The following is a 15,654-nucleotide window of genomic DNA, read 5'->3' as shown; positions in this document are numbered from 1 at the left end:
CCCTGACGCCTTCCGTCTGCTCGTCCTGCCCTCACGAAAGCACCTTCGCCATGCCTCAGTCCGTCGCCGTCGTCGGAGCCGGGATGGTCGGCCTCTCGACCGCCTGGCACCTCCAGGAGCACGGCATCGACGTCACCGTCGTCGAACGCCACCACGTCGCAGCCGGGTCGTCCTGGGGGAACGCCGGCTGGCTCACCCCCGCCCTCACCGCCCCGCTGCCCGAACCCGCCGTCCTGCGCTACGGCGTACGGGCCCTCGTCAGCCCGTCCTCGCCGGTCTACGTCCCGCTCAGGCCCGATCCGCGCCTGCTGCGCTTCCTCGCCGGCTTCGCCCGCAACAGCACGCACCGGCGCTGGGCGCGCGGGATGCGCGCCTATGCAGCGATGAACGCGCGAGCGCTCGACGCCTTCGACGAGCTCACCGCCAACGGCGTCGCGGCCGCCACCCGCCCTGCCGCCCCGTTCCTCGCCGCGTTCCGCACCGTCGAGGAGCGGTCCGCGCTCGTCGACGAGCTCGAGCACGTCCGGGCCGCCGGGCAGCCGGTGGCGTACGACCTCCTCACCGGCGCCGAGGCACGGACGATCGAGCCCGCCCTCTCCTCCGCGGTCGGGGCGGTCGTGCGGCTGCACGACCAGCGCTACATCGACCCGCCGGCCTTCGTCGGGGAGCTCGCGCGGGCCGTCGTGGAGCGCGGCGGCCGGATCGTCGAGGGCGCCTCCGTCACCGGCGTGCATCCCCGGGACGGCGGTGTCCACGTCACCACCCGCGAGGACGTCGGGGGCTCGCACCGCTACGACGCGGTGGTGCTCGCCAACGGTGCCTGGCTCGGTCACCTCGGTCGCCGGTTCGGCGTACGGCAGCCCGTTCAGGCCGGACGGGGCTACTCGTTCAGCGTGGCCGGCGAGAACCTCCCGTCGGCTCCCGTGTACTTCCCGGCCCAGCGGGTCGCGTGCACGCCGCTCGACGGCCCCGGCGGGACCCGGCTGCGGGTCGCGGGGATGATGGAGCTCCGCGCCCCCGACGCCGCGCTCGACCGGCGCCGGATCGCCGCGATCGTCGACGCGGCGCGGCCGCTGCTGGACGGGGTCGACCTCGACGACCGACGTGACGAGTGGGTCGGGTCCCGCCCGTGCACCGCGGACGGCCTGCCGCTCATCGGTGCGACCCGAGCGCCCGGCGTGCACGTCGCCGGTGGCCACGGCATGTGGGGCATCGCGCTGGGGCCGCTGACCGGCAGGCTCCTCGCCCAGCAGGTCGCCACCGGGGTCACGCCGCCCGAGCTGGTGGCGTTCGACCCGTTGCGGTGACGGACCCACGACGACCGCCGGCACCGCCGCGGTCCCGACCAGCCCGGACGCCCACGACCTCGCGGAGGAGACCCCTCGTGCACACCCACCAGCAGCTGCCGACCACGCCCGTCCCGGGCTCCACGCCACCCGAGCACCGGCCCGGCACCGAGGGCGCCCCGGGCGCGTGGGACCACCTGGACACGCGGGCCGACGCCTGACCGCCCTCGACGTCAGCCGGGCTGCACCGCCGAGCGTCGCAGCGCCACGGCGGTGGCCGTCGCCAGGACCGCGGCGGCGACGGCACCGGCGACGACGACGGCGAGGGTGCCGTCGTCAACGCCGGTGACGACGATGCCGGCCAGCGCCCACAGCCCTGCCGCCGCGTAGGCGGGCAGCCGCGTCGTCAGCACGAAGCCCACGAGGGTGGCCGTGGCGACCGCCACGACGACCAGCTGCCACGCGACCGCATCGGCGTCGACGAGGCCCCATCCCACCAGGGCGGTGGAGAGGTTGAGGAAGAAGGCCGCCGACACCCAGCCCGCGAAGAGCCCGAACGCGGTGCGGCTGATGATGCGGTGACGTCGTGGCTCCACCGTCGTGCGCGCCAGGGTGAGCACGCCGTCGAGGGCGGCGACGAACATCACCGCCAGGGCGAGGAAGGTGAGCGTGCTGCTGTCGAGGGCCGCCATGAAGATCCACAGCACCGCGGCGGAGTAGAGCACCACCTGGTCGACCTGGAAGCGCCGGGAGACCCGGACGTCGGAGCTCAGCAGCGCCGAGAGGGCCTGCACGATGGCGAGCGTGTAGACGACGCCCCAGATCGAGAAGGCCCACCCCACGGGCGTGATCAGCAGCTCGGCGCCGGCCCCGTCGCCCGGCGAGGAGCCCGGCCCGTTGATCGTGACCGCGGGTGCCACCACCTGGAGGACGGCGGTCGTGAGGACCGCCCAGGCCAGCGGGCGGTGCTGCGCGGTGGTCGTGGGCTCCTGTGCGTGCGCGCGGGTCCTCATCCGCCCAGCCTAGGAGCGGGGTGGGAGGCCACCCCGCTCACAGGCACCGGCCTCAGCTGCGGGCCGGCTCGCGCTCCGGCACGGCAGCCGGTTCGGTGTGAGACGCGTGGCCGGTGGCCTCGACCCGCACGTGGGGCAGCAGCCGGTCGAGCCACCGGGGCACGTACCAGGCCCAGCGGCCGAGCAACGTCATCGACGCCGGGACGAGCACGAGGCGCACGACGGTCGCGTCGAGCGCGATGGCGACCGCCATCCCGATGCCGAGCGTCTTGATGAGGACGTTGGAGTCGAAGGCGAACCCGACGAAGACCGCGACCATGATGGCCGCTGCCGACGAGATCACCCGGCCGGTGGCGGCCAGGCCGGTCACCACGCTGCGTCGGGCGTCGCCGGTGGCGAGCCAGTCCTCGCGGACGCGGGACAGCAGGAAGACCTCGTAGTCCATCGAGAGCCCGAAGAGGATCGCGAACATGATGATCGGCGCGAAGCTCGAGATGGCCACGCCGTGGTCGAGCCCGAGCAGCCGTGCCCCCGCGTCGTTCTGGAAGAGCGCGACGATGACCCCGTAGGCGGCGCCGATCGACAGCAGGTTCATCACCGCCGCCTTCAGCGGCACCACGACCGAGCGGAACATCAGCATCAGCATCAGGACGGACAGCGCGATCACCACCCCCGCGACCACCCAGACGCGCTCCGACACGATCTCCGACAGGTCCGCCTGCATCGGCGCGTACCCCGTGACCTCCACGCCGTCGGGGTTGGCGGCGCGCAGCTGCGCGATGAGCTCGGGCGTGCGGGGGTCCTGCGGGGCGAACGACGCCTCGGCGGTCCAGGTCGCGAGGGCCCCGTCGGGGGACTGGCGGACCGGCGAGACGGCGGCGACGTCGGGGTGGTCGGCGACCGAGGCGTGGAGGGCGGCGACCTCCTCGTCGCCGACCTCCGCGCGGTCGGCGACGAGGATGTACGGCCCGGTGGCACCCGGACCGAACTCGGCGGCCACCAGGTCGTACGCCTGACGCGCCGTCGAGTCGGCGGGGTCGACGCTGGGGTCGAGCGGCCAGATGCGCATGCCGACGGCGGGAGCAGCGAGGGCGAGCAGCACGGTGGTCGCGAGCAGGGCCCAGGCCACGGGGCGTCGCACGACGCGAGCGACCCAGCGCTCGACGTGGGTAGGTCCTCGGCCGGCGGCCGCCCGCCGGCGCCGACCGCCCAGGTGCCGGTGGCCGGCCGCGGCGAGCGCAGGCACCAGGGTGATGGCGGCGAGCAGCACCGCGAGCACCGCGAGCGCGGTCACCACGCCGAAGGACTCGAACAGGGGGAGCCCGCCCAGGCGCAGCCCGAAGAGCGACACGAGGACCGTGACGCCCGCGAAGACGACGGCGCGACCGGCCGTGGCGTTGGCCCGGGCGGCCGACTCGACCGGGTCGTGCCCGGCCTCGCGGTTCTCGACGAAGCGGGTCACCAGGAGCAGCGCGTAGTCGATGCCGACCCCGAGCCCCACCATGGTCGCGACGGTGGGCGCGAAGCTGCTGACGTCCATGAACCGGGTGAGCACCACGCCCGCGGCCGACCCCAGGCCCAGGCCGAGGAAGGCCACGAGCAGGGGAAGGCCCGCGGCGAGCAGGGAACCGAAGGTGAGGACGAGCAGCACCAGGGCCGCCGCCACCCCGAGGACCTCGCCGGTGCCGCCGACCTCGATGGCCGACTCGGGCACCTCGCCGCCGTAGGCGACCACGACGTCCCCGAGCCCGGCGGCCGCGACGGCGTCCTCCAGCGCCTGCACGTTGCCCATGACGTCGTCGTGGGTCACGGGGACGTCGTAGCCGATCGCCAGGAGCGCGGTGTCGCCGTCCTCCGACAGGCGCGGCGGCGCCACGGAGGCGACGCGCGGCACGCCCACCAGGGTGCCGGCCAGTCGCTCCAGCGCCGCAGGGTCGACGCTCCGTACGGGGTCATGGACCGTCACGGTCGCGGACGCGCCGGCCATCGCCGGGACGTGCGCGGCGAGCTGGTCGAAGCCCCGCTGGCTGGGCGCGGACGGCAGCTCGTAGTCGTCGACGGGCTCACCGCCGAACGCGGCCGCGGCCCCGAACGCCGTCGCCACGGCCACCAGCCACATGACGACGACCCGCCACGGATGACGGGCCGACCACCTCCCGCAGCGGTACAAGATGCTGTCCACGACCGTTCCTCCTCCTCGACGGGGAGGCGACCTGCCTCCGCGGCGACGAGGCTGGCGCCGACGTCTTGCGCCGACCTTGCACGCGTCTGGCGCACCACTCAGCCGGCGCGGGGGAGGCCGGTCAGGTACGCGGTGAGCATCCTCTCGGCGTCGGCACGGGCTCCGCGCACGCCGGGACCGGCGAGGCGGTGGTAGACGAGCCCGTCGAGGATCGTCACCAGGTCGAGGGCGTGCTCGTCCGGACGGTCGACGCCGAGCGCCTCGAGCCCGGCCCGGGCCCCGGACAGCAGGAGCTCGCGCACGGGCGCGCCGTCGGTCATCAGCGAGTGGAGGTCGGGCTCATCGACCAGGTCGACGGCCAGCGCGAGCCGGGCCCGGGAGTCCGCCTCCCGCGCGACCACCTGCTCGGTGACCGCGGCGAGGGCCTTCGCCAGCCCCGCCGACGTCCGCGGGAGCGGGGCGGACGAGCGGGTGACCTCGCCCGCGGTGCGCTCCGAGAGACGTCGCACCACCAGCTCCACCAGGTCGCGCCTGGTCCGCGCGTAGTAGGACGTGGACCCGATGGCGATGGCGAGCTCGCGGTCCACGGCCCGGTGGGTCAGTCCGCGGAGGCCGTCACGCGCGATCACCCGGATCGCGGCGTCCGCGATGTCGGGGCGTCGGGTCTCCACCACCGCTCCACCTCACCTCTTGTCGACACTACGGCTGTAGAGTAGCGTCCTCTTCACATGTAGAGGGACCCGAGGCCCTCGACGTCGCGAGGAGGGCACCGTGTCCGGCATCGTGCTGCGGCTGCTGGGGGATCCCCAGCTGCGGGTCGTCGACGAGGACGGCACGCCCCGGACCGTGGGGCCGCAGTCGGGACGGGTGAGCGGGCTGCTCGCGCTGCTCGCGCTCAACGTCGGGCGGGTCGTCACCACCGACCGGCTCGTGGAGGAGCTGTGGTCGGAGGACCCGCCGGACACGGCGCGGGCCACCATCCACGTCAACGTCTCGCGGCTGCGCCGGCAGCTGCGCGAGACCCCGATGGCGGTGGTGACCCGACCGTCGGGCTACCGCCTCGAGGCGGGCGAGGACGCGATCGACCTCCACGTCTTCACCCGGCTCGCCCGCGACGCCGAGGCCGCCGCGGGGCGGCTGGACTGGGACGCAGCGATCGACCTCGCGGCGCGGGCGCGCGAGATGTGGAGGGGAGAGCCGTTCCCCGCCACGGTCGTCCCCGTGCTCGAGGTGGAGCGCGAGCACCTGACCGCCCTGCTGCGCTCCACCACCGAGGTCCAGTGCCGTGCCCTGCTCGAGCGGGGACGTGCCGCCGAGGCCCTCGAGCTCGCGCGCTGGCTGCGCAGCGCCGAGCCCTGGGCGGAGGTCGGCACGTGGGCGACGATGCGGGCGCTGCACGCGCTCGGCCGCGGGCCGGCCGCGCTCGAGGTGTTCGAGGAGCACCGGCGGACGATGGCCGACGAGCTCGGGCTCGACCCCGGCGCGACGGTGTCGGCGCTCCAGCTGGAGATCCTGCGCGCGGGTGCGGAGGTCACGGCCCCCACCGGCACGGCCGGCGGGTCGATGCCGGCCCCCCACAGCGCCCCGGCGGGACTTCCTGCGGTGCCCGCACCGGCCGAGGTGGCCGGGGCCCTCGGACTCATCGGGCGCGAGCGCGAGACGGCCGCCCTGGACGACGTCGTGGCCGGCCTGCGCGGGCAGCGCCCCGCCGTCGTGCTGCTGGAGGGCGAGGGCGGGATCGGCAAGACCACCCTGGCGCGCTATGCAGCCAGACGGGCGGAGCAGATGGGGTGCCGCGTCGTGTGGGCGCGGGCGGCCGACGGCCTCGCGATGCCGCCACTCGCGCTGTGGCGGCGCGTCCTGGGCGAGCTGGCGCTGGAGGCGCCGCGGGCGGGGGAGGACGGGCGGACCGTCGAGCGAGCCTTCGAGCACTACGACGCCGTCGTCGACCTGCTCCTCTCCGGCGTCCCCGGGAACGGGCTGCTGATCGTGCTCGACGACATCCAGTGGGCCGACGACGCCACGCTCCAGGTGCTGCAGCTGGTGGCCAACCGGATGTGGAGCGAGCCGCTGGCCGTGGTGGTGACGCGACGGCCGTCGCCCACGCGCCTGACGGTCACCGGCGCGACCGCGCTCGAGCGGATCGTCGGGGAGCAGGTCACGACCCGGCTGCCGGTCGGCCCGCTGACGCGGGAGGACCTGACCGTCGTCGCAGGCGGCGGGACAGCCGGGGACGCACTCCTGGCGCGGACGGGGGGCAACCCCTTCCTCGTGGGCGAGGTCCTGCGGCTGGGCGCCGATCCGGTCGGACGCACGGTCGTGCCGTCGGGAGCACTCTCGATCATCAGGTCCCGTGCCACCGGGCTGCCCAACGAGGTGCGTGAGGTGCTCGACCTCGCGGCGGTCGCCGGGCGGGCGCTCGACCTCCCCGTCCTGTCGGAGGCGCTCGAGGTGCCGGTCGCCGAGCTGGTCGAGCTGCTGCAGCCAGCGGTCGAGCGGGGTTTGCTCGTCCTCGACGGCACCGGCCCGTCGTGGTCCTTCGAGCACGACCTGGCGCGCGAGGCGCTCTGTGAGCTGCAGACCCCGCAGTGCCGCGGTCGGCGCCACGCGCGCCTCGCCGACGCCCTGGAGCGGCTCCACGCGCACGACCTCGCGCCCGTCCTGGCCGAGCTGGCGCGGCACCGCTACGAGGCGGCGCTGGGCCAGCCGTCCATGCCGGCGCACGTCGCCTGCAGCCGCGCGGCGGACGCCGCCGCCGAGCAGCTGGCGTTCGACCGGGCGGCCCACCACCGGACCCGTGCGCTGGCGACCCTCGAGCGCTCGCCCGACCACCGTCGCCAGCGCTTCGCGTGCCTGGTGGCGCTCACCCGTGAGCGACGGCACGTCGGCGACGTCGTCGGGGCCTCGGCGGCCCTCGACGAGGCGCGCCGGCTGGCGACCGGGATGCAGGACGACGCGCTGACCCGCGAGGCGCTGGTGCTCCTCGGCGGGCCGACGTTGTGGAACTGGCGCCAGCTCGACGAGGTCGACACCGTCTCGATCGAGGCGCTCGACCGGCTGGTCGCGACGACCACCGAGCCCGGCCCGCGGGCCGAGCTGCTCGGCACGCTGGGGGTCGAGCTCTACTACAGCGACGACCGTTCCCGCGGGATCGAGTGCGCCCGGGAGGCGGTGGAGGTCGCGCGCCGGCTCGGCGACACGGCGCTCCAGGCGCGCACGCTGAACAACTTCGCCATCGCGTCGTGGGTGCCGTCGTGCGCCCGTGAGCGCCGCGCCGCCATCGACGAGACGCTCGGCCTGGGCCCGGACCTGCCCGGCGCCAACGAGGCGATCGCTCTGCTGCACCGCGCCCCGCTGCTGATGCGCGAGGGCCGCATGGGCGAGGCCCGGCACGACCTCGCCCGCGTCGAGCGCCTGGCGCCCCGGCTCGGGCTGCCGGAGATCGAGGGCCAGCTGTCGGCGCAGCTGGCCGGTTTGGCGATGCTCGAGGGTGACGAGACCTGGGCGGAGGAGTCCATCGAGCGTGCCTACGACGTCCTGTCCCGCACCAGCCTGTGGGGCGGACGGTGGGTGCGGCAGGTGCAGCAGGTGACGCTCGCCCGGGACCGCGGCCGTCTGGGCGAGGTGCAGGACGAGCTCGTGCGGACGGCGTCGCAGGAGGCCTTCCGTGCCCTGCGGTGGACCGCCCTGCTGGCGCTCGCGGAGACCGGCCGGGTCGCCGAGGCGCGCTCGTGGCAGAAGCGCTGGAACCTGACGACGTTGCCGCGTCCCTACTGGAACGGCGACTTCGACGACGTGCAGGCGGGGATGGTCGCGGCGCTCCTGGGCTGCCCCGACCCTGCCACCTGCTACGACCACCTCCTCTCCCTGCGCGGGACGGTGACCGTCGCGGGCACCGGGCTCGCGGTCTGGGGACCCGTCGACGACGTGCTCGCCGACCTGGCCGAGCGGCTGGGGCGCCCCGCGGACGCGACGGCCCACCGGCGCGACGCCGACGCCCTGCGCCGTGCGGTTCAGGCCGACCTCCTCGGCGCCGACGGCGCCGCCGGTTGAGCGTCGGTGGAGCGCCGGGCGAGTGCCGGTGGAGCAAGGCTGCTGCAAGGCGCCGGGGGCACGGTGAGGGGAACCAGTCAGCCCTACGAACCGGAAGCAGCCGATGAACCACCTCGCCCACGCCGTGCCCGCCCTCCCGGCGACCTCCCTCGTCGCGGCCCGCCCGTGCTGACGCCGCAGAGGTGTCCGCGGTGCGGGCACGGCGAGCCGCACCTGCGTTCGACGCCCACCCGCGCCGACGACGCGTACGGGTGCGAGGCGTGCGCCGGGTGCGACCGCACGCGGTCCCGCCTCCGCATCCCCACGTCGTTCCGCCTGGCGCACCTCCTGCTGCTCCGCCAGGTCGACGGCGTCGCCGCGCATCTCGGGGTGGAGGTGGTGTCGCTGCAGGAGGTGGCGGGTGAGTACGCCGCACGGCTGCGCCGCGACGACCTGCTCGGGGAGGGCGTCGGGCCCTGCTGGGGCGACGTCGGGTGGCTCGTCCACGACCTCGAGGACTGGGACCTCCTCGACCTGCACCGAGCCCTGGCTCGACCATTGACGGCTCGATCGCGCGGAGCACACCCCGTCGTGGCCGGCGTCTCGCTCAGCCAGCGTGGCGCGACGGTGGTCCGGCTGCTGGACGGCTGAGCGCCACGCGCGCGACCACCTGCTGCTCCGTCGTCGTGCGCTCGGCGCGCCCGGTGCCGGCGAAGGCGACGAACCAGTGGAACACCGCTGTCACCCGGTTGCGGAACTCGGTCAGGTAGAACAGGTGCAGGCCGAGCCACAGCAGCCAGGCAAGCAGCCCGGTGACCGGGACGCCGGCGACGACGCCGACCGCGCGGAACCGCCCGACGATCGCCATCGTCCCCTTGTCCCGGTAGCGGAAGGCGCGGCCGTCGGGGGAACGCCCCTCTGCGCGCCGTGCGACGGCTCGCGCGGCGTACCGCCCGCCCTGCATGGCCACCTGGGCGACCCCCGGGAGGCCGTCGAGGGCAGCGAGGTCGCCGACGACGTGCACCTCGGGGTGGCCCGGGAGGGTGAGGTCGGGCTCGACGGCCACCCGGCCCTGCCGGTCGAGGGCGGCGCCGGACCGCTCGGCGAGGAGCCGGCCGAGCGGGCTGGCCTCGACGCCCGCGGCCCAGATCTTCGTGGCCGCGTCGATCCGGGCGGTGCCGCCGTCGGCCCACCGGACGTCGATCCCGTCCGCGTCCATGCCCACGACCACCGTGCCGAGGACGACCTCGACGCCGAGACGTCGCAGGTCGCGATGCGCCCTGGCACCCAGGCGCTCCGGCAGGCCGGGCAGGACCCGGTCGGCGCCGTCGAGCAGCACGACCCTGGCCGCGGCAGGGTCGACGGCGCGGAACTCACCGGCGAGCGTGCGGCGGGCGAGCTCGGCGACCTGTCCGGCCATCTCGACCCCGGTGGGTCCTGCGCCGACCACGACGAAGGTCAGCAGGTCGGTCGGGTCCTCGCCGCGTGAGGCGGCGAGCTCCGCGCGCTCGAAGGCGCCGAGGATGCGGCCGCGCAGCTCGAGGGCGTCGTCGACGCTCTTCATGCCGGGGGCGAAGTCGGCGAAGTGGTGGTTGCCGAAGTAGGACTGCCCGGACCCGGCAGCGACGACCAGCGAGTCGTACGCCGTCGTCGTCTCGCGCCCGGCGACGCGGGACACGACGGTGCGGGCGTCCAGGTCGATGTCGACGACGTCCCCGAGCAGCACGCCGGCGTTGCGCTGTCGCCGCAGGACCGCCCGCGTCGGCGGAGCGACCTCGCCCTCGGACAGGATCCCGGTCGCAACCTGGTAGAGCAGCGGCTGGAACAGGTGGTACGTCGTCCGCGAGACGAGGGTCACGTCGACCGGTGCACGGCGTAGTGCCCGCGCGGCCGCCAGTCCGCCGAAGCCCGATCCGATGACCACGACGCGGTGCCGGTGCGCCGGGCTGCTCATCGGTGGTGCTCCTCGAAGAGGGGCGGGAGGAGGTGCTCGAGCAGCCCCACCTCCTCGACGTTGTGGGTGATCCAGGCCTGCTCCATGGACGGGCGGAACACACGCGCGCGGAGGTAGGCGTTGACCGGTGCGAACACGGGTGATCGGGCGCCGAGGTCGAACACGGACGTGTAGTGCGTGCGACCACGTCCCGCGGACCACGTGTGCTCGAGCTGGAAGACCTGGACCCCGGCGACGCGGAGCACCAGCCGGATCCCGGTGCGGTCCAGCTTCTCGACCCGGTCGACCGAGTCGACGAGCATCGAGTCGTCGCCGGCGAAGCGCTCCCGGATGTGGAAGCGAGCGCCCTCGCCGATCGACCCGTCGGGCGCGGGTCGCTCTAGTCGCCACGAGAGGTGGTCGTGGGGGTGCCACACCGAGTAGCGCGGGTAGGTGCCGCCGGCGTACGCCATCGTCCCGCCGATGTTGCGGAACCACCACAGCAGCATCTCGGGGGTGACGCCCTCGAGAGGCGCGTGGTCGATGGTCATCCGCAGGCGGTTGCGGGGCATCCGGGTGATCTCGGTACGCGCGGTCGTGACGTCGCGCATCGGGTGGATCGCCGGGGTCGCGACCGTGGGGTCGTGCTCGTCGCCGTGGTGGGCGTGGGTGGACGGGACGGGTGTGCGCATGACGGGCGCCTCTCTCGCGTAGGTGGCCCGAACGCTCGCGCGACGGCCTTGCGCGGGTCTTGCGCGCGGTGCAAGGACCGAGCAAGCGGGCCGGGGGAGAACTGGGCCGAGCGGCCGCCCGGCCGCGCCCGACCCGAGTCAGGAGCACCCATGACCCACAGCCCCACCACCACGCCATCCCTCGCCCGACGGCTCCGCGAGGAGGGAGTCGACGCCGTGTCACCGCAGGAGGACGGCGTCGGGCTGCCCCGGTTCAACCTCGCGATCGAGCACCGTCCGGACGCGGTGGTGCGTCCCGCCACGGCGGAGGGCGTGGCGGCCGCGGTCCGCTTCGCGGCGGCGCACGGGCTCGGGGTCACGGCCGTCGGCCGTGGGCACGGATTCCTGCGGGGCATCCGGGGCGGCATCGCGATCGACACGAGCCGCCTCGCCGGCGTCACGGTCGACCCGTCGGCGCGTACGGCCCGCGTCGGCGCCGGGACGTCGTGGGAGCGGGTGATCGAGGCTGCGGCCGCGCACGGTCTGGCGCCGCTGGCCGGGTCCGCGCCCCACGTGGGAGTGGTGGGCTACGTGCTCGGTGGCGGGCTCGGGCCGGTGGCCCGGACGTTCGGCTTCGCCGCCGACCACGTGCGTGAGGTGACCGTGGTGACCGCTGGCGGAGCGGTGCTGGTCGTCGACCACGAGACCCACGCGGACCTGTTCTGGGCGCTGCGCGGCGGCAAGCACGGCCTCGGGATCGTCACCGAGGTCGTCCTCGACCTGTTCGCGCTGCGCGTCCTCCAGGGCGGCGGGTTCTACTTCGACGGCGCCGATGCCGCGGCGGTCCTGAACCGCTTCGTCGAGTGGTCCGCCACGGTTCCCGACAGCGTGTCGACGTCCGTGGCGCTGCTGCGGCTGCCGCCCCTGCCCGAGCTCCCCGCGCCGATCCGCGGTCGGTTCGTCGTCCACGTGCGCGTCGCGGTGGTCGGCGACGAGGACGCGGACGCCCTGGTCGCGCCGCTGCGCGAGGTCGCGACGCCACTGATGGACGTCTTCGGCGAGATGCCCTACGCCGCGCTGGGCATGATCCACGCCGACCCGGTCGCGCCGATGCCCGTCGCGGACGCAGGCGTGCTGCTGCGCGGGCTCGACGGAGACGCCGTACGCGCCCTGCTGGAGGTCGCAGGTCCGGACGTGGACGCGCCGCTGGCGGCCGTCGAGCTCCGCCTGCTGGGCGGCGCGGTGGCACGTGAGCCCGTCTGGCCCAACGCTGTCGGGGGTCGCGACGCCGGCTTCTCGCTGCACGTGGTGGGCGCCCCGGTGCCCGAGCTCCTCGACGAGGTCGTCCCCTCCGTCGTCGCCGCCCTCTTCGAGCAGATGGCGCCGTGGAGCACGGGCACCTGCCAGGCCAACTTCGTCGGCGGCGCCAATGACGCGGACGCGCTCGACCGCTCGTGGTCGCCGTCCGTGGCGGAGCGACTCGACGACATCCGCAGGCGCTACGACCCGACGGGCGTGTTCCGAGCGGCGCAGCCGACCGCGGGAGGGGACCGGTGAAGGTCGCCGTCGTCGGCGCCGGCATCGGCGGTCTCGCCGCTGCGTGCGGTCTGCAGCGTCTCGGCGCCGACGTGTCCGTCCTCGAACGCGCCGTGGCCCCACCCGCGTCCGGCTCCGGGCTATCGGTCTTCGGCAACGGCTGGGCCGCGCTCGACGCCGTCGGTGTCGGGGATGCCGCGCGCGCGGTCGCGGGCGGGCAGGTGCGCGACCTCCGCGCCGGCCAGCGGCGCCCCGACGGCAGCTGGCTGACGACCACGCCCCCGGGCGCGCTGCGCGACCTGCGGATCCTGCACCGCGCGGACCTGCAGCAGGTCCTCCTCGACGCCCTCGCCCCGGGCACGGCGAGGTTCGGCGCCGACGTGACGGAAGCGCTGCCGAGCGGCGAGGTGACCACCGCAGCCGGGGCGTCGAGCGAGCGGTTCGACCTCGTGGTGGCGGCCGACGGGATCCGCAGCAGGATCCGTGCGAGCTGGGGACGCGACCCCGGGACGCGCTACTCCGGCTACAGCGCCTGGCGCGGCATCACCCGCGAGCCGGTCGACCTCCTCGGCGCGGCGGGGGAGACCTGGGGCGCGGGCCGTCGCTTCGGCTGTGCCCCGCTGCGCGACGGGCGCGTCTACTGGTTCGCGGTCGCGACCATGCCGGCCACCGCCGTCGTGCAGGACGAGCACGCCGCCGTCGTGGACCTGGTGGGCGACTGGCACGAGCCGATCGGCTCCCTGCTGGCGTGCACGGACCCCGCCGCGGTCGTCCGGCACCCGGTGAGCGACCTCGCCCGCCCGCTCCCGTCCTTCCGGCGGGGCCGGACCGTCCTCCTCGGCGACGCCGCCCACGCCATGACGCCCGACCTCGGACAGGGCGGCAACCAGGCGATGGAGGACGCCGCGACGCTGGCCGCGCTGCTCGGCGGCCTGCGCGGCGACCTGCACGGCTACGCGCAGCCGGACCCCGACCGGGTGGACCGGGCGTTGGCCGACTACGACCGCCTGCGCCGGCGCCGCACCCAGCCGATCGCCCGGCGGGCGAGGACGGTGGGCCGCGTCGCGCAGGCGCGGGGTCGCGTCACGGTGCCGCTGCGCGACGCGGCACTCCGCGCGACGCCGCCGAGCGCGCTGGACCGGGCGGCGAGGGTCGTCCAGGACTGGCGCCCCCCGGCCCCGGGCGACCCACGGGTGCCGTGACGCCGTCTCGGTGCCGCCGGGTCACGGACCCGTCGTGTCGTGCGTCGGGACCTGCACGTGCACGACTGTCCCGCCCTCCGGTCCGCCGTCCGCCCAGATGCGGCCGCCGTGCCGTTCCACGATGCGACGGCAGGTGGCGAGGCCGATCCCGGTGCCGGGGTAGTCCGTGGCCTCCCGGTGGAACATCTCGAACACCCGCTCACGGGACTCGGGTGGGATGCCGATCCCGTTGTCGGAGAAGTGCAGGGTCCACGACCCTGACGCGTGGTCCTCGTCCGCCGACACGTGCACGTGGGGGTCCGTCCCCACCGCGACGTACTTGATGCCGTTGCCGATCACGTTGGCGACGACCTGCCGGAAGAGGGTCGCCTCGACGGGCAGCGCGGGGAGGTCGTCGCGCGTGACGTGGATCGGACGGTCAGCCGTGAGGGCGAGCTCCGCGCCCACGTCGTCGACCAACGGACCGAGCTCGACGCTCTCGCGGCGGAGCCCGGCGCCCTGCGCCCGCGAGTGGTCGAGCAGGCCCTCGATGAGGGCGTTCATCCGCGTGGCCGCGCGGGAGATCGCCCGCGCCCTCCGCAGGTCGACGCCGTCCGGCTCGGTCTCGGCGAGGAGCTCGGCGTGCATGCCGATCGCCGTCAGGGGGTTCTTGAGGTCGTGGGCGACGGCCGCGGTGAACCGGTCGAGCTCGGCGTTGGCGCGGGCGAGCTCGGCGTTGGCGTGCCGCAGCTCTGCGTTGAGGCGCAGGAGCTCCTCCGCCCCGGCGCGACGCTCGGTGACGTCGAGCAGCTGGTGGATGCTGTGCAGCGGTGCGCCGTCGAGCGCACGGATGACGGTGGCGCTGGACGCCACCCACACCTCCCGGCCGTCGGAACGGACGTACCGCTTCTCGTGCTGCAGCTGCTCCAGCTCACCGGCCAGGAGGTGGGGCACCTTCTCCTCGTCCACACGTCGGTCGTCGGGGTGCGTGATGTCGCGCCACGAACGCTCGCGCAGCTGCTCCTGGGTGTAGCCGAGCATCGCCACGGCCGCCGGGTTCGCGGCGACCACCCGACCGAGCCCGCCGTCGACGACCTCGAAGAGCAGCATGCCCACGGGGGCGTTCTCGAAGACCATCCGAGCGCGTGTCTCGCTGTGCTCGAGGGCGCTGCGAGCCGCCTCGCGGTCCGTCACGTCACGGACGAACGCATGGAAGCGCGGACCTCCCTCCCACTCGAGCTCCCCGACGCTGAGCTCGACCAGGATCCGGCTCCCGTCGCGACACACGGCCTCGACCTGCACGGGGTCCGCACCCAGGTGCGGCTCGCCGCCGGCCGCGCGCCGGCGCAGCCCCTCGTGGTGCGCCGCCCGGTGCTGCTCGGGTACGACGAGCTCGGTCAGCAGGCGACCCACCGCCTCGTCGAGCGACCAGCCGAAGAGCTGTTCCGCAGCGCGGTTCCACCACTCCACGCGGTCCTCGTGGTCGATGACGACGAACGCGTCCGGGGAGGTCTGCATGGCCGCCAGCAGCATCCGCTCACGGGGGGCGCCCGTGCCGTCGCCCGCGACGCGCGCGTCCGGCGGCGGTGTCGCGTGGGCCGTCGGGACGTCCATCGGTGCAGTATGTGCCCGCCGCGCCGGGGTGTGTCGCGTCTCCCCGTCCATCCGGGTGGGGACCGCGGGACGGCCCGCCGGCGCAGGACCCGGGGTTCGCGAGAGGTGTGACGTGCGACCGATCTGGTGGAAGGCGCAACTTTCCCGTCGGCAGCGTCGTCACCTCTGATGTTGCTGATCCCGAGGCGACGGCGTGGGGCCGTCGC

12 protein-coding genes are annotated in these 15,654 nt (G+C 75.1%); 6 read left to right on the top strand and 6 right to left on the bottom strand.

Features of this window, described 5'->3' with window-relative positions:
- Positions 1-50 precede the first annotated feature (50 nt).
- Positions 51-1,307, top strand: coding sequence for an NAD(P)/FAD-dependent oxidoreductase (locus tag F4692_RS16225; RefSeq protein WP_179620747.1), 1,257 nt, complete (start codon positions 51-53; stop codon positions 1,305-1,307).
- A gap of 77 nt (positions 1,308-1,384) precedes the next feature.
- Positions 1,385-1,507 carry a hypothetical protein gene (locus F4692_RS21325; protein ID WP_257029959.1) on the top strand — a complete coding sequence of 41 codons (123 nt, stop codon included), beginning with the start codon at positions 1,385-1,387 and terminating at the stop codon, positions 1,505-1,507.
- 12 nt (positions 1,508-1,519) lie between these two features.
- Here the strand turns inward: F4692_RS21325 and F4692_RS16220 are convergent, their stop codons facing one another.
- From F4692_RS16220 to F4692_RS21870, 3 genes are all read right to left on the bottom strand, one after another.
- Positions 1,520-2,299 (bottom strand): hypothetical protein, encoded by a 780-nt coding sequence (locus tag F4692_RS16220; protein WP_179620746.1) that lies wholly within the window; start codon positions 2,297-2,299, stop codon positions 1,520-1,522.
- Positions 2,300-2,351: 52 nt separating this feature from the next.
- On the bottom strand, positions 2,352-4,481 hold the full coding sequence (locus tag F4692_RS16215) for an MMPL family transporter (protein WP_179620745.1): 2,130 nt from the start codon (positions 4,479-4,481) through the stop codon (positions 2,352-2,354).
- 98 nt (positions 4,482-4,579) lie between these two features.
- Positions 4,580-5,152, bottom strand: coding sequence for a TetR/AcrR family transcriptional regulator (locus tag F4692_RS21870; protein WP_179620744.1), 573 nt, complete (start codon positions 5,150-5,152; stop codon positions 4,580-4,582).
- 100 nt (positions 5,153-5,252) lie between these two features.
- Between F4692_RS21870 and F4692_RS16205 the strand changes: the two genes are divergently transcribed.
- Together F4692_RS16205 and F4692_RS16200 are read left to right on the top strand one after the other, a co-directional pair.
- The gene (locus F4692_RS16205; RefSeq protein ID WP_179620743.1) at positions 5,253-8,534 is read left to right on the top strand and encodes an ATP-binding protein; all 3,282 of its coding nucleotides are present in this window, start codon (positions 5,253-5,255) and stop codon (positions 8,532-8,534) included.
- A 165-nt stretch (positions 8,535-8,699) separates the two neighbouring features.
- Complete coding sequence (locus tag F4692_RS16200) at positions 8,700-9,164, top strand: hypothetical protein (RefSeq protein WP_179620742.1); 465 nt, start codon at positions 8,700-8,702, stop codon at positions 9,162-9,164.
- Here the strand turns inward: F4692_RS16200 and F4692_RS16195 are convergent.
- The gene (locus F4692_RS16195) at positions 9,121-10,467 is read right to left on the bottom strand and encodes an NAD(P)/FAD-dependent oxidoreductase (RefSeq protein ID WP_179620741.1); all 1,347 of its coding nucleotides are present in this window, start codon (positions 10,465-10,467) and stop codon (positions 9,121-9,123) included. The two genes, F4692_RS16200 and F4692_RS16195, sit on opposite strands and share 44 nt — an antisense overlap.
- Entirely contained in the window at positions 10,464-11,138 is a 675-nt protein-coding gene (locus F4692_RS16190; RefSeq protein ID WP_218858651.1) for a DAPG hydrolase family protein, read from the bottom strand. The genes F4692_RS16195 and F4692_RS16190 overlap by 4 nt, the downstream gene beginning before the upstream one ends.
- A gap of 150 nt (positions 11,139-11,288) precedes the next feature.
- Here F4692_RS16190 and F4692_RS16185 point away from each other — a divergent pair, with 150 nt between their 5' ends.
- Positions 11,289-12,674: an FAD-binding oxidoreductase gene (locus F4692_RS16185; RefSeq protein ID WP_179620740.1), complete on the top strand. Its 1,386-nt coding sequence runs from the start codon at positions 11,289-11,291 to the stop codon at positions 12,672-12,674.
- A complete protein-coding gene (locus F4692_RS16180; protein ID WP_179620739.1) occupies positions 12,671-13,855 on the top strand; it encodes an FAD-dependent monooxygenase in 1,185 nt (394 codons plus the stop codon). Before F4692_RS16185 ends, F4692_RS16180 begins: the two co-directional genes overlap by 4 nt.
- Positions 13,856-13,876: 21 nt before the next feature.
- On the opposite strand, the gene F4692_RS16175 is transcribed toward F4692_RS16180, so the two are convergent.
- Positions 13,877-15,448: a sensor histidine kinase gene (locus tag F4692_RS16175; RefSeq protein ID WP_179620738.1), complete on the bottom strand. Its 1,572-nt coding sequence runs from the start codon at positions 15,446-15,448 to the stop codon at positions 13,877-13,879.
- Positions 15,449-15,654 lie beyond the last annotated feature (206 nt).

Origin of the sequence: Nocardioides cavernae, from assembly GCF_013410035.1 — a bacterium.
GTDB classification, from domain to species: Bacteria; Actinomycetota; Actinomycetes; order Propionibacteriales; family Nocardioidaceae; genus Nocardioides; species Nocardioides cavernae_A.
The sequence above is the reverse complement of the archived record's forward strand: the minus strand, read 5'-3'. Positions and strand labels throughout refer to the sequence as shown.

Excerpts from the sequence above, each read along its gene's own strand:
- F4692_RS16225 (WP_179620747.1), top strand. The coding sequence starts at position 51 with ATGCCTCAGTCCGTCGCCGTCGTCGGAGCCGGGATGGTCGGCCTCTCG.
- F4692_RS16220 (WP_179620746.1), bottom strand. The coding sequence starts at position 2,299 with ATGAGGACCCGCGCGCACGCACAGGAGCCCACGACCACCGCGCAGCAC.
- F4692_RS16195 (WP_179620741.1), bottom strand. The coding sequence starts at position 10,467 with ATGAGCAGCCCGGCGCACCGGCACCGCGTCGTGGTCATCGGATCGGGC.
- F4692_RS16190 (WP_218858651.1), bottom strand. The coding sequence starts at position 11,138 with ATGCGCACACCCGTCCCGTCCACCCACGCCCACCACGGCGACGAGCAC.
- F4692_RS16185 (WP_179620740.1), top strand. The coding sequence starts at position 11,289 with ATGACCCACAGCCCCACCACCACGCCATCCCTCGCCCGACGGCTCCGC.
- F4692_RS16175 (WP_179620738.1), bottom strand. The coding sequence starts at position 15,448 with ATGGACGTCCCGACGGCCCACGCGACACCGCCGCCGGACGCGCGCGTC.